We start from the raw sequence: 23958 nt of genomic DNA, 5'->3' as shown, positions 1-23958 counted from the left end.
ATTATTTCATTCTGTGACTGCTCAATTGAAAAACAACACAAATGATTAACATTAATTAATGGTTCGGGTGAATGTTGGTTAATTCTAATTAAGTCAGTGGCTTATAAAAACGCCCCGCAATGCAGGGCGATTCAATCATTGTTATAGGGAGACTTCTTTTTCAAGCATTAAGGCGTTATAACGCGCAAAACCAGTCTCTAAATCAGCGATCAAGTCATTTACGTCTTCTAAGCCAATATGAATACGAACCAAAGTACCTTCAAAGTGTGGGTGAGCTACGGTTCTCAGGCTGTTAAAGCTCTTAGGTTCGTTAGCTAGAATGAGGCTTTCATAACCGCCCCAAGAGTAACCCATACTGAAGTGTTTCATACCATCAAGCAGAGCCGTCGTCGCTTTTGGATAAGACGTTTTGAGAACAAATGAAAACAAGCCGTTTCCACCTGTGAAGTCTCGTTTGAAAAACTCATGGCCAGGGCTTGTTTCTAAAGCTGGATGGCGGACATGATCAACTTCTGGGCGAGAAGCGAGCCACTGAGCGACTTTTAAACTGCTTTCTGCGTGCTGTCTTAGGCGAACATCCAACGTGCGAATACCTCGAAGACCTAGGTATGCGTCGTCAGGAGAAACGCACTGACCCATCAGGTAGCTTTGTTCACGAAGCTGATCCCAATACTTTTCAGAAGCCACAGCAGTACCTAGCATGACATCTGAATGTCCAACGATATACTTAGTCGCCGCTTGAATGGAAATGTCTACGCCATGCTCGAAAGGAGAGAAGTTCACGCCAGCTCCCCATGTGTTGTCAAGCATCACAATGATATCTTGCTCGTGGGCAATGCGCGCTAATGTAGGTACATCTTGGACTTCCATGGTTATTGAACCAGGAGACTCCAAGAAAAGGACTCTGGTATTCGGCTGAATCAAGTCTCGGATACCTTCACCGATCATTGGGTCATAATAGGTGGTTTCGATGCCCATTTTCTTCATTATGGTGTTACAAAAGTCACGAGTTGGTTCGTAACAAGTGTCCACCATTAGAATGTGATCGCCAGTTTCAACGAAAGAGAGGATGGCGTTTGAAATTGCTGCCGTTCCACAAGGGTAAAGCGCGCAACCAGCTCCACCTTCAATCTCAACCATTGCGTCTTGGAAAGCAAAGTGCGTGTTGGTGCCTCGGCGACCATAAAACAATGTTTTGTTTGCACGATTAATGGTGGCTTGGTTCTTTTCTGCAACGGTATTGAATACCACGGTTGAAGCGCGTTGAACGGGTGGGTTTACAACACCATTTGTCCACTTTTTATCGCGGCCAGCGGTAATGAGTTTGGTTTTTTTTCCCTCTGACATAAAAGTTCCCTGTCTTAAATATTGCGGTTTTGAATATTTAAAACATGGACGACGTAGGTTATGCAAGGGAAAAGTCAACTATCAGCCAATAACAGCCAAGATGAACAGGTAATGATGTCGAGAGGTATCGTGTAGATAGGGAGCTAAAAGAACAAACCTCCAGCAGGATGCATGTAGCGCTGGAGGTTTTTTAGCCTGTGTATTTGAGGTATTAGAGGAGTGGGTTGAAGAGATAGAACACTCGCTCTAAGAACCGAGAAAATAGGCTCCTTTTCTCCCATTCTTCCAATACAACAGTGTGAGATTGCTTAATATAGCTATCTTGTAACCAAGACATTTGCTTGGTGAACTCTTCGTCATCAACGGCGAGGGTCACTTCGAAGTTCAGCCACAAGCTGCGCATATCCATGTTTACGGTGCCAACTAAACAGAATTGGTCGTCAATTACGACAGATTTTGTATGCAGCAAACCACCATAAAACTCATAAATCTTGACCCCTGCACTCAAGAGCTCACTATAAAAAGCGCGTGAAGCCCATTGCACCATCATAGAGTCATTTTTATGGGGAATAATGAGTTCAACGTTAATGCCTCGTTGTGCTGTCATCTTTAACGTTTCGAGTAAATCAGCATTGGGCACGAAATATGGTGTTGTGATTCGTACCGAGCGATTGGCTTGGTTTATTGCCAATGTTAATACTTGATAGATCAGATATTCCGGCATACCTGGGCCAGAAGGCACAACCTGAATAGGGTGTTGGAATTCACTCTCATCGATCTTGCATTCAGGTAGTCTTGGTAAATGACGTTCGCCAGTTTCGACTTCCCAATCCCAACAGTGGATGGCACTCAATACGTTTACCGTTGGTCCTGTAATGCGAACCATGATATCCACCCAATGCCCAACGCCACTATTTTGCTTGAAGTAAGCCGGGTCAACCAAGTTCATTGAACCTGTATAAGCAATTTCATCATCAATTACGATGATCTTGCGATGTTGGCGAAGATCAAGACGACGTAAGAAAATACGCCACATCTTCACTTCTAGCGCTTGAATAACTTCAATTCCAGCATCCTGCATCATTCGATACCAAGGACTTCTGAAAAAACGTGGACTACCTGCTGAATCGAGCAATAGTTTGACATCTACGCCGCGTTTAGCCGCTTGAATAAGCGCAGAAGCGACAGAGTCAGCCAAACCACCCGGATGCCAAATGTAGAATACCATTCGAATACTGCTCTGCGCGTTTTCGATGTCTTCAATAATGGAATGCAAAATCTCATTAGGTGACTGTTGCAGCGACAATGTATTACCGCTCAATGCGGGAAGACCAAGGCGGTTGTTACAAAGTTCATCAATTCGGTAGATGTGCCTTCCCATCGTTTCTGGGTTGTGCGCGTTACAGTCGTTAAGCTGACTGAACCACTTCTCGAATGGTGTAAACATCTCTTTCGCACGTTCGGCTCGCTTTCTGCCTAAGTTCAGTTCACCGAAGAGGAAATAACATGCGACACCCAGAACGGGAAGGATATAAATGATCATTAGCCAAGCTAAAGACACGCTCACTGCACGGCGCTTTAAAACGACACGAATGGTCACACCTGCGACCAGTAACCAATATAGCCCGATGCCAGCTAAAGTAAGAAAGTGATAAAACTTGTCCATATACGCTCAGAGTAATATGCCCTTCTAGGATATTAAGCATAAAAGTGGGTTGGGGGAATAGATTTCCCATTTAGACGTGGGATTGACCTTATATGAGGAACGAATTTCATAACAGCTGATTCTGTTATTTTAATGTGAAAAATAAGGTCATTCTTTAACTTTTGAACAAAAAAGCAGCATTTAACCTGCGTAACTCGACACTTGTGCGATAAATGTACTTTTTTGGGGTTCCAATTTTAAAGGGGAGCTGCTTTACTTTCTAGATATAGTGCGTCGAACGCTTATTTTATAAGTGTACAATAATTTTTACATAAACTTTTTAGACGCCTATCTCTATGCATACACAACAAACTAATTTTGGAGAAAAAGCGTGGCTACAACTAATACAGCAGCACCACGTGATACGTGGGGGTCTAAACTAGGCTTCGTAATGGCAGCAGCGGGTTCCGCTGTCGGTTTAGGCAATATATGGAAATTCCCTTACACAGCAGGTGAGAGTGGCGGCGGTGCATTCGTTGCTATCTATCTTATCTTTGTAATTTTTATCGGCTTTAGCGTGATGCTGACAGAGTTCGCTATTGGTCGTAAGACAGGTCTTTCTGCCGTAGGTGCATTCAAAACAACTGACCGACGCTGGACGTTCACTGGCGTTATGGGAGTTTTCAGTGGTCTTTTGATCATGGGCTTCTACCCTGTGGTTGGTGGTTGGGCATTGGCCTACATCTTTAAAGTGGGTGGTGGTCTACTCAGCGCGCCAGAAGCAATTGGCGACAGTTTTGGCGGTTTCATCTCAGATCCGATTCAACCTTTAATGTGGATGGGTGTTTACCTGTTCCTTAACGTCATGATCGTGATGAAAGGGATTTCGGGTGGTATTGAGAAAGCCGGTAAGGTTCTGATGCCGCTTCTGTTCTTAATCCTAATCGTTGTTTCTGTTAAGGGCTTAATGCTGCCAGGTGCAATGGCTGGCCTTGAGTTCTTATTCATGCCGGACTTTTCTAAAGTCGACAGCAACGTGGTTCTTGCTGCACTAGGACAGGCGTTCTTCTCACTTAGCTTAGGTATGGGTTGTATGATGACGTACGGTTCTTACCTGAAGAAGAAAGAGAACCTAGTTCAAACAACCGGTATGGTTACAGCGATGGATACTGGTGTCGCGATTCTTGCTGGTGTTGCTATGTTCCCAGCAATGTTTGCCTTTGGCATGGAGCCTGCAGCAGGCCCTGGTCTTGTATTCGTTGTCGTTCCTCAGCTATTTGCTGAAATGGGCGGAGTGATTGGGTTGCTATTCGCGTTGCTATTTTTCATCGGTTTGACGGTGGCGGCATTAACTTCTTCAGTATCACTATTGGAAGTTGTCGTGTCTTACCTAATCGACGAGAAAGGCATGAAGCGCTCTAACGCAGTTCTGTCTGCAAGCGCAGTTATGGCGGCATTATGTATTTTTGCGTCACTATCGTTAGGTGGAATGGGACCAACGCTGTTTGGTACCGGTGCCTTTGATATCTTCGACTTGCTAACGGACAAAATCTTCCTAGCGGTTGGTGGTATGTTGGTTTGTATCTTTGCTGGATGGCGCCTAAGCCGTGCTGAGCTAGAAAAAGAGATCACTAATGACGGCGAAGTATCCTTCCCGCTATTTGGATTGTGGTACAACCTAGTTAAATACCTGATTCCTGTTGCGATTGCTATTGTTGCCTTCATGGGGATTAAGTCTGGCTTTGATAGTGGTAAAGGTGAAATCATGCTGCTGGGTATCGCAATCATTGGTCTTGCTGGTATTTTCTCTAGAAAGCTCTAGCTCAGGCCTTAGGGCAAGCCTCGATAGCTTTGTCCGATAACTTATGTATACTGCTGGCTCCAAACGTGGAGCCAGTTTTTTTATGTTCGATATTCTACATACCCATCCCGATTTTCTGATCATCAATAAGCATCCCAACGTCTCTGTTCATAAAGACGATGGCGACACAATGCTGCTGCAAGAAGTGGCTAAGCAGAGTGGTGATCAGCAGCTCTATCTTATCCATCGCTTGGATAAAATGACATCGGGTATTCTGCTCCTCGGACGCAACGCCAAAGCGGCCAGTGCGTTATCGCAAGCCTTCGCTGACCGCCAAGTAGAAAAGTTCTACCTAGCGATTGGCTCTAAAAAGCCGAAAAAGAAACAAGGTTTGGTCGTTGGTGATATGGAGCGTTCGCGCCGTTCATCATGGAAGCTGGTCAACAGCAAAAATAACCCAGCCGTCACCCAGTTTTTCTCTCTTGCGGCAGAGCCCGGAGAGCGCCTATTTTTATGTAAGCCACACACTGGTAAAACGCATCAAATCCGCGTGGCATTAAAATCGGTTGGCTCAGGTATTGTTGGCGACCCGATTTACAATGCAGGCAATGAGGCTGATCGCGGTTACCTGCATGCATTTTCACTTTGCTTCCAATACCGAGATGAGCAATATCGCTTTGTTTGCGATCCACGAGAATACCAAGTGCTGGGTAACAAATGGCACAATGAAATCGTCTCTCAGGGTTTGGATACTTGGCTTTCCCCTTGGGAACTGAGCTGGCCTACGATCAAATAACCGTCACAAAGAAAACTAATAAGAGAACTCGATGCAAGTATCACAACTTCCGCTGTTTTTTCAGCATCTAGAAACCGAGCTCGCGCAAGCTCCGAATGAAATTCGTCGATTGTTTCACGGTCGTGGCCGTCGTTTTGAAGGTCTAGAGCAAATCACCTGTGACTGGTTACAAGGTCAGTTGATCATCAACTTGTTTAAAGAAGTCGACGACGCGTTTCTCGCTGAGCTGAAAAGCGGCCTCAATGCGTTGGCACAATCACAGTTGTGGGCAGACAAGCAAGGTCGCACTATGGTTCTTCAGCACCGTTATGCCGATGGTGCGCCTTCAGAAGTGCTTGTCGGTGAATTAGACGCTCGCCCTGTCGTTGAAGAAAGCGGTTTGAAATACCAATTGGATATTGGCCGCAACCAAAACTTTGGTCTGTTTTTGGACATGCGCTACGGTCGTGATTGGGTACGCGAAAATGCGAAGCATAAGAACGTGCTTAACTTGTTTGCTTACACCTGTGGCTTTTCTGTCGCTGCCATTGCGGGTGGAGCAGATAAAGTGGTTAACGTCGACATGGCGAAAGCATCGCTGTCTAAAGGTCGTGAGAACCACAAGCTAAATGGTCATAACATCAACCAGGTAAGCTTTATGGGGCACGATATCTTTAAATCGTGGGGTAAGATTAAAAAATCTGGTCAGTATGATTTGATCATTATCGATCCGCCTTCATTCCAGAAAGGCAGCTTTGCGCTGACTAAAGACTACAAAAAGATTCTACGTCGATTGCCGGATTTGTTGGCAGAAGGCGGTCAAGTGATGGCATGTGTGAACTCACCATCTGTGACAAGCGACTTCTTGATTGAAAGCATGAAAGAAGAAGCGCCAGAGTTGACATTCCGTGAGCGTCTGGATAACCCGCCAGAGTTTATGGACGTAGACAGCGAAGCAGCATTGAAAGTGTTGTTGTTTAGCGAGAAGCAATGACGACGAAACGAAAGTTGTACCTATCTATAATACCAGCCGTTTGAGTACGGCTGGCATTTCCGCGATACCCCGTCAATCTGAATAGCGAGACGCGAGTGTGATTCAGAGTCTATTATCAGAATGAGTTATTCTTAACACGCTGATATTAGGTTCCTGATCTCGCCTAGGCTCGCCGGAATGACGGGAAACAATAAAAGATTGATACCAGCAGCATTAACCGATCTGCACTTCAAGATCGGCTTCGATGGTTGATGAGCAGGCGAGCACATAGCCTTGTTCAATTTCTTCTGGCGTCAATGTTTCTAGGCTGGTGGAAGAGACGTTGCCTTTACGAACCTTGCATTTACACGAGCCACAAATCCCGCTTCGACAAGCGACGATTAATGGTAAACCTGCGCCTTCGAGCACATCGGCCAGTACCTGACCTTTTTGCGCATCGATGCTTTGAGCAAAATCAGGAACAGAAACGTTAACCGTCTCATCGGAGACCGATGTTTCTGCGCCAGTCGCAGGCGTAAAACTCTCTTGGTAGAAGTTCGTCATGTCAAAACCAAGGTCATTCAAATAGCCGTGAACATCTTGCATAAACTGGCTTGGACCACACAGGTAAACGGTGCGCTGTTTGAAATCAGGAACAAGCTCTTTAAGCCAGTCGGCATTCAAACGACCTTGTGGATGCGATGTTCCTTCGCGGTTTTTCAGCAACAGCTTTAAATGGAAGTTGGGATACACAGCGTCGAGCGTTTCTAGCTGATCGTAATAAATCGTCTCTTCTGGGCTGCGTGCGATATGAAGAAATGCGATGTCCACATCGTTGTCGTTTTCATCTTGATTACTCAGCCAGTGTTTTGCCATCGAAAATACGGGCGTGACGCCGCAACCTGCACTGATAAGCAAGGCTTTTTTTTCGCCATCACGTAACACGGGTGGATGGTCGATGCAGTTAAATTCGCCTGCTGGTGGTAATGCTTGAACGGTATCACCTAGCAGCAGCGAGTCAACGATGTAGTTCGATACTTTACCGCCAGATACTCGTTTGATGGTGAGTTGAAGGTGATCGTCTTCATTGATCGAGCTGATTGAATAGGCGCGAAACTCCATTTTTCCATCAATTTCCACGCCTAAGTTAATAAACTGGCCAGGCTTAAACTGAAACAGAAGTGATTCGGTTAGTTCGGCCAATTTGATGCTGACGGTGTCGTGTGTTTCGAAGTATTTGTCGATGCAACGGAGTGCGACGGGTTGGTTACCTTGCCATTCAAAAAACATAACAATCTCTTTGGTTGTGGCTATTTTTGGTTCGAAATAGATAGCGCCTCCGCGTAAGGAGGCGCGTAACAAGCAGGTTTATTAGGCTGCTAGGATGGCTTTTAGATCATCCTGAACATTGCCAATACTGCGCATATCGAACTTCTCTTGGATGATGGCGATTAGGTTTGGCGTTAGGAATGCTGGTGCAGTAGGGCCTGTGTAAATGCCTTTCACGCCCAATGCAAATAGCGTTAGCAAGATAACGATCGCTTTTTGCTCGAACCAAGAAAGCACAAGCGTGAGTGGCAGTTCATTGATGTCACAGTCAAACTCTTTCGCCAGTGCAAGTGCAAGCTGGATTGCAGAGTAAGCATCGTTACATTGGCCCACATCCAATAGGCGAGGGATGCCGTTGATATCTCCGAACGTATTCTTGTTGAAGCGGAACTTACCACACGCCAAGGTCAGGATGAGCGTGTCTTCTGGCGCTTCAGCCGTAAAATCGGTGTAGTAGCTGCGTTCCGCTTTATCACCATCACAACCGCCGACTAGGAAGAAGTGTTTGATGTTGCCTTGCTTCACTTGGTCGATAACCGCAGGGGCGGCGTTCATCAGTGCATTGCGACCAAAACCAACCGTGATGTGGTGTTCGATTTCATCGTGTTGGAAACCGTCTTGCGCCAGAGCACATTCGATCACTTGGCTGAAATCATCGCCTTCGATATGTGCAACACCAGGCCAGCCAACAATGCTACGGGTGAATAGACGGTCTGCGTATTGACCCACATTTGGATTCAACAAGCAGTTTGACGTCATTACGATTGCACCAGGGAAGTTGGCGAATTCTTTCTGTTGGTTTTGCCATGCGCTGCCGTAGTTACCGACAAGATGAGGGGATTTCTTCAGCTCAGGGTAGCCGTGTGCAGGCAGCATTTCACCATTGGTGTAAACGTTAATGCCTTTACCTTCGGTCTGTTGCAGGATTTTTTCTAGGTCATGCAAATCATGGCCAGAAACAAGAATACATTTACCTTTTACTGGCTTGACGTTCACCGTGGTTGGTTCTGGATGGCCGAAGGTCATTGTTTCACCTTGGTCGAGCATTTCCATCACTTTGTAGTTCATCAGGCCGATGCGCATTGAGCAATCAAGTAGTTCGCCGAGATCTTCAGGGTCTGTGCCCAACCACGCCATGATTTCATGGTATTCGGCATAGATATCGTTGTTGGTTTGCTCAAGAACACGTGCGTGCTCCATGTACGCGGCTGCACCTTTAAGTCCGTATAGGCAAAGTAGGCGTAGGCCAATAACATCTTCATGTACTTGGTCCTTACCACGGTTCACCGCGACTTGAGGAGCAAAAGTTAAGATCGCTTCTGCGCTGTTTGGTAGATCGAAGTTGGCAACGGCAGGAATGTCAGTAAGGTTGGTGTTTGACAAAGTCGCAGCAGACATTACTTGCTCTTTTAACAATGCTTTGTACGTTGCGGCTTGAGAAGTTAACTCTAGGATGCGTTCAGGGTCGAAGTTAACGTTCGTCAATGTAGAGAAAAATGCCTTGGGTGCCCATTGGTTGATTTCATCGTTAATGATGTTGAATTCAAGTGCTTTTGATGCCCAAAAAGAAACCCCTTGCAGTGTGTAAACCAACACGTCTTGCAGGTCAGATACTTCAGAAGTTTTACCACACATACCTTGTGCAAAAGAACAACCTTTAACAGCAGGGGTTTGAATTGTCTGTTCACATTGAATACAGAACATATTGGGTTCTCCAGTGATTGTTTTAATAGTCGTGATGTTGACCACTAGAGAGCAGAATGCGTGCCAATTATTATCTTGTTGATTTTTAATGATTTTATTTGTTTTTGATAGGGCGAGTGATGTAATTAAGACAACGTAAATGATGTCTTAATTACATCAGCTTCTTGTGGTTGGTTATTTATTGATCCCGAGCTTTTTACCCATTCGATATAAGTTCCCGCGATCCATTTGCAAAAACTCCGCTGCTTTTGCCCAAACGCCACCAGTTTGGCTTAAAGCATGTTCAATTAAATCACGTTGATAGCTTTCTATCAGTTCTCGCATTGGTTGGCTTTCTTTGGGCAGATAATGCGATGTGTTTTTTACATCACCGAGAGCCAATGAGGTGTCGAAATGGTTAAGCATGATCGTGCTTGCACCTTGTTGAATAGCGTGTAAAGCCGCGCGAGTTAAAGTGTGTTCGAGCTCGCGTACGTTTCCGTACCAAGGTGAAGACTCCAGTTGAGCCAACACCTTAGGGTGAACGTGCAGATTGGGCGCATTAAATTGTTGGCGTACTTTTTCTAACAGGTATCCTGCTAAAACGGGAATATCTCCGTCACGGGCACGCAGTGGGGGGACTTGGATTGGGAACACGTTTAAACGGTGGAAAAGGTCTACTCGAAACGTGCCAGCTTCGACCTCTTTTTCTAATTGTCGATTAGTCGCGGCGATGATGCGCACATTGACCATCAAATGCTGATCGCTACCTACACGTTGCAGCTCGCCTTGTTGAATCACACGTAGCAATTTTGCTTGCAAAATCAAAGGCAGTTCGCCCACTTCATCAAGGAAAATCGTTCCACCGTCTGCCAGTTCAAACTTACCGGCACGGTGGCTATTAGCACCTGTAAATGCGCCTTTGACATGGCCAAACAGTTCACTCTCAGCCAGACCTTCAGGCAGGGCCGCACAGTTGACGTAAATCATCGGCTTATCGCTACGATGAGATTGCGCGTGTACCGAGTGCGCGACCAGTTCTTTACCAGTACCGGTCTCTCCTGTGATAAGTACTGCGTAATCTGATTGAGCAACGGTCGCAATGTTGTTTCGTAACTGGTTGATCTGTGGACTCAAACCCACCATTTCACCATGTTGAGAACGGGCTTGCTGGATAAGGGTTTGAGTGACGCTTTTTTGCTTCTGGTTTTGCGCTTTGAGCGCTTTTAACTGAGCAATGTTACGCAATGTCGCAGCGGTCAAAGCCGCAAAGGTTTCGATAGCGACAGGATCGATGCCATCAAACGCGCCCACCGTTAGTGCATCCATCGTTAGTGCGCCAACAAGTTGGCCTTCGACATACAAGCTAAAGCCCATGCAATCGTGAACATCAATGCATTGGTCTTCAGTTAATAGTGTGCCGTCGAAAGGATCCGGCAGTGAACAATCGGCATCGAAACGCACCGGTTCACGGCTATGAATAATGGCATCTAAGCGAGGGTGCGCCTTGGGGAAATAGCGACGACCTAAGACCGAGCTGGATAAGCCTTTTACCGCGACAGGAGTTAGAAACCCATCCTCATCGAAGATAAACAGGCAGCTCGCATCACATGGGAATACTTGCGCGACCCCATCAATGAGATTTTGATATTGCTGCTCGTGAGAGCGATTTGAGCTGAGGTTTAGCGCGATATTAAGGAATACGTGGTCAACAGTCGAAGTCATAACAAGCCCAAAGTTATCTGGAATGGGCTCATGCTAGCAACTTGATGTCATTTGAACATCGAAAGGTGTGGGAGATTGATGTTCCATTGACGACGATCAAGTTTGATACGAAAAGAAACGCGCAAGTTAACAAGCCAGTGATGTAAGCTTGCGCGGATTAGGTGTTTGAATTAAAGCAGGCCAAAGGTTTGGTTCGTCCGAATTAACGAGGAACGACTCTGGCGTCATTACCAGAAACATTGATTTGGACCGCTTGGCCTGGTTGGAAAATCATGTTTGGATTTGCTTCTTGAACAATAGAGATAATCTTTCCGTCCTCTAAACGAATGGTCAGATTCACGCCATTTCTTTTCGCGGTTGCTTCAGCCGCTTTGCTGCCTGCATAGCCACCCAATAGACCACCACCAATGGCAGCGATATCCGAGCCAGAACCGCCCCCAACTTTTGAGCCTAAGATCCCGCCCACGGCAGCACCAGCGATGGTGCCAATGGCATTGGATTGGGTAGAGGCATCAATGGTTACGGGTTCTACTTTTTCTACTGTGCCGTAGTAAACCTGCTGAACTTTGCGAGTGTCGGATGAGCCGTATGCATCTCCGTACGGGTTAGGTGAGCTACAGCCGCCAAGCACGAGCGCACAAGTAATGGTGAGCAACATGCCTAAATTGATCTGTTTTTTCATATAGCCTCCGAATGGTTTCTTCATTCAAAGAGTATATACCCCAATTTAACCTGCGTTTTGGTGCTTTATAAAACAGTGGCTTAGCGGCCTGTCCCTTAAGGAAACGCGATTGTCTAAGCAGTATTAATGATCGTTAAGCGTATGAAACCCTGAATAAATACGTGTAAAAGTAGTAAACCAGCATGCCGCGCCAAAGATATACGCGATGACGGCAAAGTGTTGCGGTAGCAAACAAAATAAAACCAAGCAGCCAATGGTTTCTGTACCTTCGGTTAAGCCGCTCATGTAGTAAAGCGATTTGTTTTTATATACCGGATTATCGATGCCTTGTTTTCCTGCCATGATGGCAAAAGCCAAAAAGCTACTACCAGTGCCGATGAAGGAAAAAATCAAAAATGCGCCTGCAACGGCATTGTGCTCTGGGTTGGCAAGCACAAAGCCAAAAGGAATCAACGAATAGAACAAAAAATCTAAGCTGATATCAAGAAAACCACCCGCATCGGTAATGCCTTGAATCCTCGCCAGTGCACCGTCTAACCCATCACAGATTCTGTTCAGCAAAATAAACAGCAACGCCAACAAGTACTGTTCGGTGATCAAAGCCGGCAGGGCAAAACAGCCAAGTACAAAACCAAACACTGTCGTCTGATTTGCAGTGATACCACATTTATCGAGATATTTCGCACTGAGTGCCAGCGGTTTGCGGATGAGCTTTATACTCAGGCTATCAAGCATGATTTGTCTCCCACGGCCAGTTTAGGCAGCTGCTGCCATCAGGAATATCGTCTTCATCGTGCGTTACCATCAAAGTAGGGATGTTCGCTTGCTGCAATTGTTCGACCACCCAATTGCGAAATTGCACGCGCAGGTCTTTATCCAGCTTGCTATAGGGCTCATCAAGTAGCGCAACTTTTGGCTTTGCTAGCAGCATACGAGTCAATGAGATACGGGCACGTTGCCCTCCCGAAATTTGGTCAGGAAAGGACTCTGCTAGTTTGGTCAATGAAATGTTCTTCAGTGCTTGCATAGCGTGAGCTTTACGCTCTTCACCTTTGATTGAGTTTGGTAGCGCGAAGGCAAGGTTCTCCCACACCGTTAAATGAGGGAAGAGCAAATCTTCTTGGAATAGAATACCGACCTGACGCTTATGGGCAGGGAGGGCATCCAACTTTTCGTTATCAAGCGTAATGGATCCAGAGTAGTTGAACTCGGCGGATAGGTGCCCGGCAATGGCATCCAACAAAGTGGATTTACCACAACCGCTAGGCCCCATCAGGGTAACGATTTCACCTTTTTCTACGGTCATGTTGAACGCTGAAAAAAGCGCGTCGCCATTGGTTTTACGGATGGCGAGGTTTTCGAGACAAAGACTCATTCAGTAGTAAACCTTTTATAGACAAGCGGCGATACTTCCTGTGCAAGTGGCTAAGCAGTATCGCAAAAGAAAAGAACAAGAATGGCAGCAGAGCTTGCCAAATAGCGTAAATAGCGGTGACACGTCGGTCAAAACCACTGGATAGTGCAACGGCTTCGGTTGTGATGGTGCTAATGCGCCCAGCCCCTAGCACCAATGTTGGTAGGTATTGCGCCAGGCTGACACTAATACCGACAGCCCACGCGAATGCAATTGCAGGCAGGAGGATTGGCAGTTTCACTTTTAACCAAGCTTGCATCGGTGATTTACCCAAGCTGAGTGCGGCGCGAGTTAAGCCGTTATCGAAGCTGCGCCACGGACCGTCTAGCGAGAGGTAAATAAATGGGAACGCAAAGAATATATGCGCCCAACATACCCAAAAGAAATACGCATTACTGTTTAAGTACAGCGTCACTATTTGCATACCGAATAGCACGGATAGCTGAGGAATCAGCATTGGGATGGCGATGATGTAACCGGGCACCTGCCAGCGATAACGGAGACGATACTCATGTGCTATTAAAGCAAGAACTAGCGCGACAGTCGCGCTGATTAGGGCGATTGACATACTTTGTTCTAGAGTCCCTAGAATACTGTGCCATTCGTATTCCCAAAAACGCAGGCTGTAACGGCTTGGGAGCAAATCTGGAAAGCGCCAACGTTGGGCAAAGCTCCACAGCACCATGAGTGGAATCATTAGAAGTGCAAGTAGCGCGACCAGTGAAAATAGGGTTTTACCGGGTAAACGAAACCCGTTTCGACCAGAGTACTGCCAGCGTTTGAAGCCTTTGGTAATACACCATTCCATTAAGCGTGCAAATCCAATCAAAAGGCTTGCGATCGCAAACAGTATTACTGCGCCAGCGGCCGCTCTTGGTAGGAGCGATAAATCTGGATCGTTAAACCATTGCCATACCAAAACCGCAAACGTCGGCGGGTTGGTGGGGCCAATAATCAGGGCGACATCGACAACGGACAAACTGTAAGCCAATACCGCCAGCATTGGAAAGCGCAGTTTTGCTATCCACTGTGGGAACACGCATTTCCACCACGCTTGCGCCGAACTGTAGCCCATCGAATGACTGACTTTTTCAATCTTATCGACTTTCAATTGCTGAAGAATTGGAATACTCATCAACAATAAAAACGGCACTTCTTTAATCGCAAGCATGATGATCAAACCGAGTGCGTGCGGATCTTTAATCAGCAATGCTAAGTCATTCACCGTTTGTGCATTCGAGTCGTAACCAAACAGTTGGTTGAGAACCCTAACGCCCATACCAGTTGGGGCAAACAAGAACGCAAAGCCAATCGCAAACGCTACGTGCGGCATGGCAAGAAGTGGCGAGAGGCTTACTTCAATTTTTCGCCAAAACTTACTGCCCCAAGAGGCTTGCAAAATCGCAAATGTGATCAAGCAAGCCAAGTAGCTACTGAAAATGGCAGAGTAGAAAGTAAGCCCGATGGATGTCCAAACACCCTCCCAATCAAAAACAGCGTTAAAGCCATCTAAAGAAAAGTGGTGCAAGCCGATAGGAGGCACATAACCGAGCGCAGAGACCACCACTCCAAGTAGTCCCGGAATGGTAGGCAAAATACAAACTGCGATAATGACTAAATACAGCGCTCTTAACATGGATTCTTACTAATTCCCGTAGCGTTTCAACCATTCTTTTTCTAACGCCGCTTGCCAACTTGGATGTGGCTCAGCGATAGATTTGAATTGTTGAGTGTTTTTGGCCGAACCAGTTAGGTATTGGTTGCTTAGTACCGAAGGGTCGCCCCAGATGTTTAGGTTACCTTTGCGAGACTGTGCTTCAGGGCTCAATAAAAAGTTTATCGCAACTTGTGCACCAGCACTGGCATTTGCGTTCCAAGGAATCGCTAAAAAGTGGATATTTGAGAGTGCTCCTGCGTCCATTGCGTACGCTTTGGTGCTCTCTGCAAGATTACCGCTCGACTGCGCAGAGAAAACCGCGTTCGGGTTAAAGGTAATCGCCAGGTCAGTCTGACCATCATCTAGTAGCTGAAGGGTTTCTGCTGTACCACCTGGAAACTGCTTACCACCGCGCCAAGCGACTTTATGGAACTCATCTAGATAAGACCACAGCGGTTGAGTGACTTGCTCAAACGTGTTATCGGTAACTGGTTGTTGCAGCTCAGGGGCGTTGTTAGACAGTTCAATGAGTAATGCTTTGATAAAGCTTGTGCCATGAAACTCTGGTGGTCGAGGGTAAGTCAGGCGATTCGGGAACGCTTTTGCATAGCTCAGCATTTCTGCGAATGATTTTGGAGGGTTATGGAGGGTTTGCTCGTCATGGATAAACACTAATTGTCCTACTCCCCAAGGTGCTTCTAGACCTTCTGTTGGCTCGGAGAAGTCCACATCAATTGGTAGAGATTTATCCACATATTGCCAGCTTGGCAAACCTTCGACAAAAGGACCAAATAGCAATTGGTTATCCTTCATTGATTTGAAGTTTTCGCCATTGATCCAAACCATATCAACACTGCCACCGCTGTTTTTGCCTGCCGCTTTTTCTGCGATAAGTCGAGTAGTGGTCTCAGAAATATCAGTTACTTTAACGTGGTTTAGCGTCACGTTATAACGTGATTTTAGCTCTCTACTCGCCCACTGTATGTAGCGATTAATTTCTTGGCTTCCGCCCCAAGCATGAAAGTAGACGGATTGCCCGTCGGCTTGATGTTCGATTTTTTGCCATTCGCTATTCACTGATGAATCGGCAAAAGAAGGTGTCGCAAAAGTCGTGGCTAAAATGCCAATGCTGCTGAGTAGCTTTTTCATATCTATTCCGTGTTATGTCTTTTGGTTCTTGCTTTCGTTTCTATTGACGTTTTCGCAAGTCGTTCCGCTCTGTTACAAGGATAGTAATTCATCTCTCTCTATTATCAATGCCAATCCCAAACGGAATCACTCATTGATTCAAAGAATTACTCTCAATGTGAAGCAAAACGAAGAAAGGACAAATTTGGTGTCATTCTAGGAGCGGACCGTTTGTTTGAGGATATTCTTTCAAGTAATTGAAAATTATTGTCCCCAGAGATATGAATAGGTTGTTTTACAGAGCAAAATTGATGTTTAAAGCATGGAATTGAGGGCAAAAGAGAAAGAAAGTTTGTCACTTAAATGACTTTGGCATGCACGACCAATGACTCGTGGACATAAAAAAAGCAGCCGTCTGGCTGCTTTCAAAATACTATTTGGTTTACTTAGTTGGGATTAGTTTACCCAGTCACGTAGTGTAAACGTCAATTCGTGATCGGCACTTTTCAGAACAAGACCATCTTTAGTTAGCGTGATATCGCTCCAGTTAGATAGTGTTTGTGTCATTGCGTTTTCGATCTTCATTTGATCTTCCATACACATCTTCATGGTCATGCCCATTTTTTCGATGCGTAGTTGGTTGTTTTTCAGCTCGGCTTGACCGAAGAAGTTGTTGCAACCTGCGTTGCCGTTTGCGGTTAGATTTTCACCAATTTCTAGGCGAGCCGCTTTTTGGTGTTCGTCTAGAACGATATTTTTGCCATCAACTTGAACAAGTTCCCAGTTGTGGTGCTGCAAATCTTGAGCCGTTATTTCTTTCACATCATCACCGTTGCTAGCACAAGCAGTCATAAGAACAGGGAGAGAGATTGCTGTAACTAACGTTTTTAGGCTAAGCTTCATTTTATAGACTCCGTTTTTATAAACGCGGTAAGTATAAGTAATAAAACACTGTTTTTGTCAGCATAAGGTTATGGTTTCGTATGTTTTTGACATAACGAAGTATATAGCAAGTTTTGTTGCTGACTAATCTTCTCATTATTTAAACTAGGCCAATACGCCCTAATATGGAAAGAGCGGTTTTAGTATGGAGCAACTGGAGTTTTTTACTGTCCCAAGCCCTTGTGTTGGAGTATGTACCTCCGATGAAAAAGGGTATTGCAAGGGGTGTATGAGAAAGAGAGAGGAAAGGTTTAATTGGCTTAACTTAACCCCCGCTCAGCAGTTGCACGTTATTAAGTTGTGTCGTCAAAGGTACAGAAGAAAGATGTTGGCAGGGAAGACGAAGCCAGAACAGCTTCAAGATGAGTCATCGCCTCAACAAGACTTATTCTAGAACTCTTGTTCAGTCTGTGGGGTTACGCCTTCGCTTTCGGTTCTGATTAGGCTTTTACATATTCCCGGTCCGGCAAGGTGTCCTTTAAGAACCGGGAATCTCCTATCCATTTTCCCTATAAAGCGGTAATTGGCGTTATTTCATCGACCAACGGTCGCTAACCCAGCCTCCCGCTTGTTCGTCGAAGTGATTTCCTGAAAATCGATGATTGAATTCAACATCTAATTTACTTGTTGGGCGTTCATCCATGAGTTGATGAATGTATCTCGCCATAGGATCCGTACAAGCTTCACGCTCTCTACGGGTAACTACTTCTTTGATCATTTGGAGTCTGTAGCTATTGCTGGCTCGTTTCATTTTTGACCTCCAGAACTCGATGGCAGCAGTTTGAACACATTGACGTCCAGATCGCTGCTCATTAGTGTGCGCGTGGAGGCACATCACCATCGTTTGAAGTCCAAAGACAAATTGTTTGAGAGCAGTGTTTGTAACGCCATTCACATCTTTCTCAGAATCATTGACTATGCGATTAAAAATGTTTCGCGAAATTTAGCCGATGAACCTGCATATTTAAAAGACCTTATCAAACATAGAAGCCCAACACAGGGGCGTCAATAACACAAATGAACAATTTTTGAACATATTGTGAAGGTGGAGAGTTTTCAGTAATTTATCGAAAATAAAAAACCGAAGCACAAAGCTTCGGTTTTGAGGAAAGCCCTGACGAAATTGCTTGTAAAAGCTCTTAGTGCCAGGGGTAAGGTGTTGAGTATTAGCTACCAGATGCAGGACAGCCTTTTACTGGTTGGCCATTACTGAAGTACTTGATGTTCTCTAAGTTCTTGTTGTAGTTATCCGCAGAGATTTGTGGGTTGTTTACGAAGAACTCGCGCAAAACGTATGCATCGGTTAGCTGTGTAGATTGAACATCGATGATTGGATAGTTATCGCCACCAGCAGCACTGAAGCTGATTACAGAGAATGTGTACGTTGCGTCTAGATCGAAGCCTTTATTGTTAATATCGGTAATGGTTACTGAGCCAGCATCACAATTTACATCTAAAGTGATGTTATCTAGTTGAGCGTAAGCACCAGAGCCTGCAGATTTCGTCGCAACCACATCTAAGTATTCTTTAACTTCTTTACCTGTCATAGTTGCTTTAGTCACGAAGTTACCAAATGGCTGAACCGTTAGTACGTCACGGTAAGTGATATCACCATCTTGGATTGAATCACGCACGCCGCCAGAGTTCATCACACCAAAGTCAGCATTTACCGTTTTGTAAGTACGGTATGCCTCGCCGAGTAGGTGACCTAGGTTAGTTTGTTGAGAGCGAACTACGTTACGATCACCTTCTAACTTACCCGTCGTATTAGAAATCTTCTCATCTAATAACTCTTGACCTTGTTGTTGGTATGGCAGTAGTAACGCTTTTACCGTTGCATCTTGTTGAATTCGTTCACCGATAACTTCATCGTTTTCGTCTAGAAGGTTTACAGGAATCAGTGCGTAATTCGCTAAGTGAAGCTTGCCGTCGTAGTATTCGAAGTCTGCACGACCCACATATTTACCCCACTCATGCGCTTGCATAATCCAAGTGCCTTTTTGTTGGTCTGGGGCACAATCATCCCCAGGTTTGAAATCAGCATACTCATTGGTACCTGGTTCCATACATACAGGGTTTTGTGAGTGACCACCGATGATAGCGTTTAGCTGTCCTTCTTCAAGAGAGCGAGCGAGTTTAACGTCACCTGGTGCTTCACTACCGTTTTTGCCATCTTCGTAGTGACCCATGTGCGTCGTTGCAAATACTAGGTCTACCTTTTCGTTCTCTTCGATTTCTTTCAGTACCTTTTTGATTTCTACTTGAGGGTCTTCGAAGTGGATGTTTGATACGTTGTCTGGATTGACTAGCTTCGCAGTGTCTTGCGTTGTTAGACCAATAACAGCGATCTTAAGGCCGTTGATAGTAAATACTTTGTAAGGGTCGAAGTAACGCTCGTTTGTATCTTTTTTATAGATATTCGCAGCCAGCATAGGGAAGTCAGCTAGCTCGGCTTGCATATCGAGAATATCTAGTGAGTTATCAAATTCGTGGTTACCGACAGCCATTGCATCGTAACCAAGTAGGTTCATCCCTACGAAGTCTGGAACCGCATCTTGCATGTCTGATTCTGGTACGCCGGTATTAATATCACCGCCAGATAGCAGAATGGTTTCACCGCCTTTTGCTTCGACTTCTGCGCGGATAGATTCGATTAAAGTGTGACGCGCAGCCATGCCGTATTCGCCGTCGCTGTTATGCCAAAAGCGACCATGGTTATCGTTAGTGTGGAGAACGGTGAACTTAGTACAAGAATCTGCAGTCTCGCAGGTTACTGGAGAATTGTCGCTGTCTGAGCCGCATCCTGCTAGCGCAGCGCCTACTGCCACTACCAAAAGAGATTTGGAAAACTTCATAAGGGATCCTTTCTTTGTGATTTTGTTATTGTTACGGCGTGAAATATACGGAATTAATGTGAAACTTTAGTGATCTATCTCTTATTTATACTTCTATCGGAGAAATGAATTAATAAGCCTGCAAACTACGTCTATAAATAAACAGAATTGGTATTTAGTATTTATTTTGTATCGCTAGCTCTATTTTTTGTGAGGTAGTTAATTGAATGTGTGTTGTTTGTGTGAATCAATGCGCATTTTTGCGAAGTATTACGCTGATTTTGGTGATTATTTTGCCAAGTTTATGTTTTTCCTAATAGGTATGACACAAATCGTTATAAATTTTCGCTCTAATGATGAGGGGTTCGGTTTGTATGCATAATGAACAGCACAGAGCTTAAACTCATTTGATCATGGCTTTATTCTGCCAAACTCTATCAAAAATTGTATTTATCTCTTTACTATAATTGCGATCGTTTAGAAACCTTATGCTTTAGGCATCGTTTATTTATCCTCATCCGATACCTTATCGTGCTTATTCCGCATTTGACACTCGAGTGTTTAAACAAATAGATTCAACCTAATGAGTCAAAATGAAAAGTAAATAATGGATCGTTCTTCTTCGAATATTATGATGTGAACTATCATTTAATTAATGAAAATGAAATAGATTAATGTAAAGCGTTGCGACTGTAGCCGTTATCTTTGAGCTTTGGTTTAAAGGGTAGGGTTAAAAGAATTTGTAAGTGGTGAACGCTAATAAAGGATGCTTATGAGATACACAGTAAGGGACGCACTCAAAAAGGAAGCAGCCCAAATCGCCAAGATACACGTTGATTCTTGGCAGGTGGCGTATAAAGGATTAATGCCAAAGAGCTACATAGAGCAGTTTACGATTGAGCGTCGAGAAAGGATGTGGGCGCGAGTGATGACGGAGCAACTGGCCCAATTGATCGTAGTTGAGAGGCAAGGAGAAATTGTTGGCTTTTTAAGTTACGAGTTACCTAACCACACCAGCGAAGATAAAACGGCATTAGTGACATGTTGCTACGTTACGCCGCTACATTATGGGCAAGGAGCAGGAAGTGCACTGTTAGATGAGTTAGAGACACGTTTGCTCTCTACGTCAGTTATGCAGATCAGTTTGAAAGCACTGGATACTAATCAACAGGGGCTTAACTTTTACAAGAAGTGTGGTTTTGTGCGTACTGGAGAGGAAGAGTCGGAAGTGATTGATAGTATGACGCTGACCGATCTCACTTTAGTGAAGTATATTGCCCGTTCATAAATCAAATGCTATATGCCAAATATAGTAAAACCCCGGAGGTGGTAAGACTCCGGGGTTTTGAAATTTTGTAGATGTCTCGGTTGGTAAGTCCGATTATCTTTTATGCAAAAGGTTTGGATTTAATCCGATTAATTCCTTGGTAGGGAATTAGATACGGATGAAGTCCATGTGTTCAACTTTTGGCTTGAACGCGTGACGTTGAACGTCTTGTGGCTTAACTTTAACTTCTTTGCCATCGATAACTAGAACGATGCCTTCGTAGAATTCAGGCTTGTCCATTTGGTTTACGATGTCGTCGTGGTTAAGAACGATAGCTACTGCTGCTTCTTCACCGCCGTATACAACTGCAGGGAATTTGCCAGCGTGACGTAGGCGGCGGCTCGCACCTTTACCTAGTTCAGTACGTACTACTGCTTCGAATTTCATAGTATTTACTCTCAAATTAGTAAAAATCAAATGTTCACAAACAACAATGCGACCTTGTTGTTCGTGGTAAAGCTTGAAACAGGAACTGTTCAAGCGAGCGCGGATACTATCATTCCACTTATAAATGGGCAACCCAAATCGTATCCAAATCAACAAAAAGGTATGATTTAGCGGGGTGGAAGGCTATCCCTTTTAACGCTTTGCTTGGATTTTGTTCACATCGACTTCATTTTCATCAGTTTACTGATCAAGGTCCGAAGAACAAAGTTTACTGTTATATGCTTTATGTTCGGCTGAGATGTAAGAGTAAAGATGCTTTTAATCCACCCAAAGCGCTTGTATCCAATGTTAATTGACCTCGGTAACTGTGTGCCATTTCACTGACTATGTTTAGACCAAGACCTGAGCCAGGGGTTGTTTCATCCAATCTAACTCCTCTCTTGATTACTTGACTCAGTTTCTCTTTAGGGATGCCTGGCCCATCATCTTCAATAATGATGTGTATATTTTCCTTATCCTGAGAGGAGTGCACACGAATCATGCTGTTGGCCCACTTATAGCCATTTTCTAGCAAGTTACCTAGCATTTCATCGAGATCGGTCTGCTCTACTGCTACATTCAGCTCTGAATCAAGTTCATTAATTAAGGTAATGCTTCGGCTCGCATACACTTTATCAAACGCCATTGAGATAGCATCCACACGATCTGCTGGGTTCGACTTCACTGATAATATGTTCATCGATCCGGCCATACGGGCACGACCCAAATGGTAATCGATATGGTCTTGTATTTGATTGATTGGAGCTCGGAGACGGGATTGTGCCTCAGGTTCTAACGTCTGAACTTCATTTTTTAGAACAGAAAGTGGCGTTTTAAGTGCATGAGATAGGTTACCTGCATGATTGCGAGCTCTCTCTAGTAATTCTTGGTAATGGAACAGCAGAGCATTGAGGTCGAAGATTAGAGGAGAAATCTCTTTTGGGTAGGTTTCTTCTAGACTCTTTTTATTACCAGACTTCAGCTCGGCTAATTCTTTTTGTAGCTTTGTAAGCGGACTCAATGACCAAGCAATTTGCAGTAAAATGACCGTAAGCACGCCCGCGAATAATAAACCCAAAATAAGCCAAAGTTGGCCGATTAACGTCTGAAGGGTATTTTTAATGGGCTCTTCGTCAATACCAATAATAATGTGAATAGGACCATCGTAATCAGGAAGATACAGTGCTTTTTCTAGCGTAATTAGTTTTTCGCCTCTTGCTCCATACGCATCTTTATCCAAACCTTTGTATTCGATTTTTTTGTCCCACAACGAACGAGAACGTTCGAGGCTTGCCTCTGTAGAGGCACTCCAATACAAACCACTGTAAGGTCGGTTAAATCGAGGGTCTGATAGCTGAGCTGCGAGTGAAAGGTGCCCGGTGTTATCGACTTCTAACTGTGCTGCGACTTCATCCATAAAAATGCTGAGCTGTGAGCGAGTGTCATCAACCATATAGTTGTAGACCTGCGTCGGTATCGTCACACCAGCGGCGAGGATCATTGCCGTTAACCAAACGATCGCCGCTAAAACGAGGCGACTTTTGATACTCAGTCGTTTTATTGCGTTCAACGGTAGCCTGTTTCTATTCGGCATTTAATTGGTATCCCAACCCTCGGACAGTTTTGATGATCTTTGGTGCGATTTTTTTGCGAATTCGGCCGATAAAAACTTCGATTGTGTTGGAGTCACGATCAAAGTCTTGTTTGTAAATGTGCTCGACGAGTTCGGTTCGAGAAATCACTTTTTCCGGGTTATGCATAAAGTAAGCGACCACTTTATACTCTAGCGCCGTCAAGCTTACCGCTTGCCCTTGCCACATGACTTTAGAAGTGCGTGTATCCAAGCTCAAGTCGCCAATTTGCATCACAGGAGAGGCATTACCAGAGGCTCTTCGAAGCTGTGCACGAATACGAGCGATAAGCTCAACCATTTCAAATGGTTTAGTTAGGTAATCGTCTGCACCTGCGTTTAAGCCTTCAACTCGCTGCGTTAGGGTGTCGCGAGCGCTTAAAATCACGACAGGAGTATTAATGTTTTCATCTCGGATGCCTTTTAGGACGGTAAGACCATCCAGTTTTGGCAAGCCGAGGTCAAGAACAATGGCGTCCCATTCTTCCGAAGTCGCGCGATACAGAGCGTCTATGCCATCTTGGGACAGTTCTGGTACCCAGCCGGTACTTTCTAATGTTTCGATGATTTGCTCGCCTAAACGAGGATCATCTTCAACAACAAGTATTTTCATATTGATGATTCTTATTATGTTTGGATT

21 protein-coding genes are annotated in these 23958 nt (G+C 44.8%); 5 read left to right on the top strand and 16 right to left on the bottom strand.

Annotated elements, in window-relative coordinates:
- Window positions 1-141: 141 nt before the first annotated feature.
- A complete protein-coding gene (locus tag R7O13_RS10075) occupies window positions 142-1347 on the bottom strand; it encodes a cystathionine beta-lyase (RefSeq protein ID WP_151514686.1) in 1206 nt (401 codons plus the stop codon).
- Window positions 1348-1558: 211 nt separating this feature from the next.
- Window positions 1559-3013: a cardiolipin synthase gene (gene cls / locus R7O13_RS10070; RefSeq protein ID WP_017820861.1), complete on the bottom strand. Its 1455-nt coding sequence runs from the start codon at window positions 3011-3013 to the stop codon at window positions 1559-1561.
- 430 nt (window positions 3014-3443) lie between these two features.
- Here cls and R7O13_RS10065 point away from each other — a divergent pair, with 430 nt between their 5' ends.
- The 3 genes from R7O13_RS10065 (at window position 3444) to R7O13_RS10055 (ending at window position 6562) form a co-directional block, all read left to right on the top strand.
- A complete protein-coding gene (locus R7O13_RS10065; RefSeq protein ID WP_043884644.1) occupies window positions 3444-4814 on the top strand; it encodes a sodium-dependent transporter in 1371 nt (456 codons plus the stop codon).
- Window positions 4815-4896: 82 nt separating this feature from the next.
- Window positions 4897-5589 carry a TIGR01621 family pseudouridine synthase gene (locus R7O13_RS10060; RefSeq protein ID WP_086046635.1) on the top strand — a complete coding sequence of 231 codons (693 nt, stop codon included), beginning with the start codon at window positions 4897-4899 and terminating at the stop codon, window positions 5587-5589.
- 31 nt (window positions 5590-5620) lie between these two features.
- A complete protein-coding gene (locus R7O13_RS10055; RefSeq protein ID WP_171342727.1) occupies window positions 5621-6562 on the top strand; it encodes a class I SAM-dependent methyltransferase in 942 nt (313 codons plus the stop codon).
- A gap of 213 nt (window positions 6563-6775) precedes the next feature.
- Here the strand turns inward: R7O13_RS10055 and R7O13_RS10050 are convergent, their stop codons facing one another.
- The 9 genes from R7O13_RS10050 to R7O13_RS10010 form a co-directional block, all read right to left on the bottom strand.
- Window positions 6776-7831, bottom strand: a complete 1056-nt coding sequence (locus R7O13_RS10050; RefSeq protein ID WP_318303743.1) for a hybrid-cluster NAD(P)-dependent oxidoreductase — start codon at window positions 7829-7831, stop codon at window positions 6776-6778.
- A gap of 81 nt (window positions 7832-7912) precedes the next feature.
- Window positions 7913-9574, bottom strand: a complete 1662-nt coding sequence (gene hcp, locus R7O13_RS10045) for a hydroxylamine reductase (protein ID WP_318303741.1) — start codon at window positions 9572-9574, stop codon at window positions 7913-7915.
- A 174-nt stretch (window positions 9575-9748) separates the two neighbouring features.
- Complete coding sequence (gene norR / locus R7O13_RS10040; protein WP_318303740.1) at window positions 9749-11278, bottom strand: nitric oxide reductase transcriptional regulator NorR; 1530 nt, start codon at window positions 11276-11278, stop codon at window positions 9749-9751.
- Between the two features lie 202 nt (window positions 11279-11480).
- Entirely contained in the window at window positions 11481-11960 is a 480-nt protein-coding gene (locus R7O13_RS10035) for a glycine zipper 2TM domain-containing protein (protein ID WP_005386695.1), read from the bottom strand.
- A gap of 123 nt (window positions 11961-12083) precedes the next feature.
- The gene (locus R7O13_RS10030; protein WP_042522015.1) at window positions 12084-12695 is read right to left on the bottom strand and encodes a CDP-alcohol phosphatidyltransferase family protein; all 612 of its coding nucleotides are present in this window, start codon (window positions 12693-12695) and stop codon (window positions 12084-12086) included.
- Window positions 12688-13335 carry an ATP-binding cassette domain-containing protein gene (locus tag R7O13_RS10025; protein ID WP_065274385.1) on the bottom strand — a complete coding sequence of 216 codons (648 nt, stop codon included), beginning with the start codon at window positions 13333-13335 and terminating at the stop codon, window positions 12688-12690. The genes R7O13_RS10030 and R7O13_RS10025 overlap by 8 nt, the downstream gene beginning before the upstream one ends.
- Window positions 13301-15010 carry a thiamine ABC transporter permease gene (locus R7O13_RS10020; RefSeq protein ID WP_318303737.1) on the bottom strand — a complete coding sequence of 570 codons (1710 nt, stop codon included), beginning with the start codon at window positions 15008-15010 and terminating at the stop codon, window positions 13301-13303. Before R7O13_RS10020 ends, R7O13_RS10025 begins: the two co-directional genes overlap by 35 nt.
- A gap of 9 nt (window positions 15011-15019) precedes the next feature.
- Window positions 15020-16180: an ABC transporter substrate-binding protein gene (locus R7O13_RS10015; RefSeq protein ID WP_064353819.1), complete on the bottom strand. Its 1161-nt coding sequence runs from the start codon at window positions 16178-16180 to the stop codon at window positions 15020-15022.
- 435 nt (window positions 16181-16615) lie between these two features.
- Window positions 16616-17062 carry an META domain-containing protein gene (locus tag R7O13_RS10010; RefSeq protein ID WP_005378077.1) on the bottom strand — a complete coding sequence of 149 codons (447 nt, stop codon included), beginning with the start codon at window positions 17060-17062 and terminating at the stop codon, window positions 16616-16618.
- Window positions 17063-17246: 184 nt separating this feature from the next.
- On the opposite strand from R7O13_RS10010, the gene R7O13_RS10005 reads away from it, so the two are divergent.
- Complete coding sequence (locus R7O13_RS10005) at window positions 17247-17495, top strand: DUF1289 domain-containing protein (protein ID WP_005378062.1); 249 nt, start codon at window positions 17247-17249, stop codon at window positions 17493-17495.
- Window positions 17496-17630: 135 nt separating this feature from the next.
- On the opposite strand, the gene R7O13_RS10000 is transcribed toward R7O13_RS10005, so the two are convergent.
- Window positions 17631-17852, bottom strand: coding sequence for a hypothetical protein (locus R7O13_RS10000; RefSeq protein ID WP_005386686.1), 222 nt, complete (start codon window positions 17850-17852; stop codon window positions 17631-17633).
- A 415-nt stretch (window positions 17853-18267) separates the two neighbouring features.
- On the bottom strand, window positions 18268-19956 hold the full coding sequence (gene ushA / locus R7O13_RS09995; RefSeq protein ID WP_017634888.1) for a bifunctional UDP-sugar hydrolase/5'-nucleotidase UshA: 1689 nt from the start codon (window positions 19954-19956) through the stop codon (window positions 18268-18270).
- Window positions 19957-20707: 751 nt separating this feature from the next.
- Between ushA and R7O13_RS09990 the strand changes: the two genes are divergently transcribed.
- Window positions 20708-21223 carry a GNAT family N-acetyltransferase gene (locus R7O13_RS09990; protein WP_064353820.1) on the top strand — a complete coding sequence of 172 codons (516 nt, stop codon included), beginning with the start codon at window positions 20708-20710 and terminating at the stop codon, window positions 21221-21223.
- 147 nt (window positions 21224-21370) lie between these two features.
- Here the strand turns inward: R7O13_RS09990 and rplY are convergent, their stop codons facing one another.
- The 3 genes from rplY to R7O13_RS09975 all read right to left on the bottom strand — a co-directional run bounded on the left by rplY (window position 21371) and on the right by R7O13_RS09975 (window position 23931).
- Window positions 21371-21649: a 50S ribosomal protein L25 gene (rplY, locus tag R7O13_RS09985; RefSeq protein WP_005378066.1), complete on the bottom strand. Its 279-nt coding sequence runs from the start codon at window positions 21647-21649 to the stop codon at window positions 21371-21373.
- Between the two features lie 283 nt (window positions 21650-21932).
- Window positions 21933-23282, bottom strand: coding sequence for an ATP-binding protein (locus tag R7O13_RS09980; RefSeq protein ID WP_318303734.1), 1350 nt, complete (start codon window positions 23280-23282; stop codon window positions 21933-21935).
- Window positions 23272-23931: a response regulator transcription factor gene (locus R7O13_RS09975; RefSeq protein ID WP_005378073.1), complete on the bottom strand. Its 660-nt coding sequence runs from the start codon at window positions 23929-23931 to the stop codon at window positions 23272-23274. The genes R7O13_RS09980 and R7O13_RS09975 overlap by 11 nt, the downstream gene beginning before the upstream one ends.
- Window positions 23932-23958: the final 27 nt, after the last annotated feature.

This window comes from Vibrio sp. Y176 (genome assembly GCF_033438945.1).
This window is presented reverse-complemented; position numbering and strand designations above follow the sequence as displayed.

Bases quoted from the DNA above. Each gene is read 5' to 3' on its own strand.
- ushA (WP_017634888.1), bottom strand. From the start codon at position 19,956: ATGAAGTTTTCCAAATCTCTTTTGGTAGTGGCAGTAGGCGCTGCGCTA.
- rplY (WP_005378066.1), bottom strand. From the start codon at position 21,649: ATGAAATTCGAAGCAGTAGTACGTACTGAACTAGGTAAAGGTGCGAGC.
- R7O13_RS09975 (WP_005378073.1), bottom strand. From the start codon at position 23,931: ATGAAAATACTTGTTGTTGAAGATGATCCTCGTTTAGGCGAGCAAATC.
- R7O13_RS10025 (WP_065274385.1), bottom strand. From the start codon at position 13,335: ATGAGTCTTTGTCTCGAAAACCTCGCCATCCGTAAAACCAATGGCGAC.
- R7O13_RS09980 (WP_318303734.1), bottom strand. From the start codon at position 23,282: ATGCCGAATAGAAACAGGCTACCGTTGAACGCAATAAAACGACTGAGT.
- R7O13_RS10030 (WP_042522015.1), bottom strand. From the start codon at position 12,695: ATGCTTGATAGCCTGAGTATAAAGCTCATCCGCAAACCGCTGGCACTC.
- cls (WP_017820861.1), bottom strand. From the start codon at position 3,013: ATGGACAAGTTTTATCACTTTCTTACTTTAGCTGGCATCGGGCTATAT.
- hcp (WP_318303741.1), bottom strand. From the start codon at position 9,574: ATGTTCTGTATTCAATGTGAACAGACAATTCAAACCCCTGCTGTTAAA.
- R7O13_RS10055 (WP_171342727.1), top strand. From the start codon at position 5,621: ATGCAAGTATCACAACTTCCGCTGTTTTTTCAGCATCTAGAAACCGAG.
- R7O13_RS10060 (WP_086046635.1), top strand. From the start codon at position 4,897: ATGTTCGATATTCTACATACCCATCCCGATTTTCTGATCATCAATAAG.
- R7O13_RS10065 (WP_043884644.1), top strand. From the start codon at position 3,444: ATGGCAGCAGCGGGTTCCGCTGTCGGTTTAGGCAATATATGGAAATTC.
- R7O13_RS10005 (WP_005378062.1), top strand. From the start codon at position 17,247: ATGGAGCAACTGGAGTTTTTTACTGTCCCAAGCCCTTGTGTTGGAGTA.
- R7O13_RS09990 (WP_064353820.1), top strand. From the start codon at position 20,708: ATGAGATACACAGTAAGGGACGCACTCAAAAAGGAAGCAGCCCAAATC.
- R7O13_RS10075 (WP_151514686.1), bottom strand. From the start codon at position 1,347: ATGTCAGAGGGAAAAAAAACCAAACTCATTACCGCTGGCCGCGATAAA.
- R7O13_RS10000 (WP_005386686.1), bottom strand. From the start codon at position 17,852: ATGAAACGAGCCAGCAATAGCTACAGACTCCAAATGATCAAAGAAGTA.
- R7O13_RS10015 (WP_064353819.1), bottom strand. From the start codon at position 16,180: ATGAAAAAGCTACTCAGCAGCATTGGCATTTTAGCCACGACTTTTGCG.
- R7O13_RS10010 (WP_005378077.1), bottom strand. From the start codon at position 17,062: ATGAAGCTTAGCCTAAAAACGTTAGTTACAGCAATCTCTCTCCCTGTT.
- R7O13_RS10050 (WP_318303743.1), bottom strand. From the start codon at position 7,831: ATGTTTTTTGAATGGCAAGGTAACCAACCCGTCGCACTCCGTTGCATC.
- R7O13_RS10020 (WP_318303737.1), bottom strand. From the start codon at position 15,010: ATGTTAAGAGCGCTGTATTTAGTCATTATCGCAGTTTGTATTTTGCCT.
- R7O13_RS10035 (WP_005386695.1), bottom strand. From the start codon at position 11,960: ATGAAAAAACAGATCAATTTAGGCATGTTGCTCACCATTACTTGTGCG.
- norR (WP_318303740.1), bottom strand. From the start codon at position 11,278: ATGACTTCGACTGTTGACCACGTATTCCTTAATATCGCGCTAAACCTC.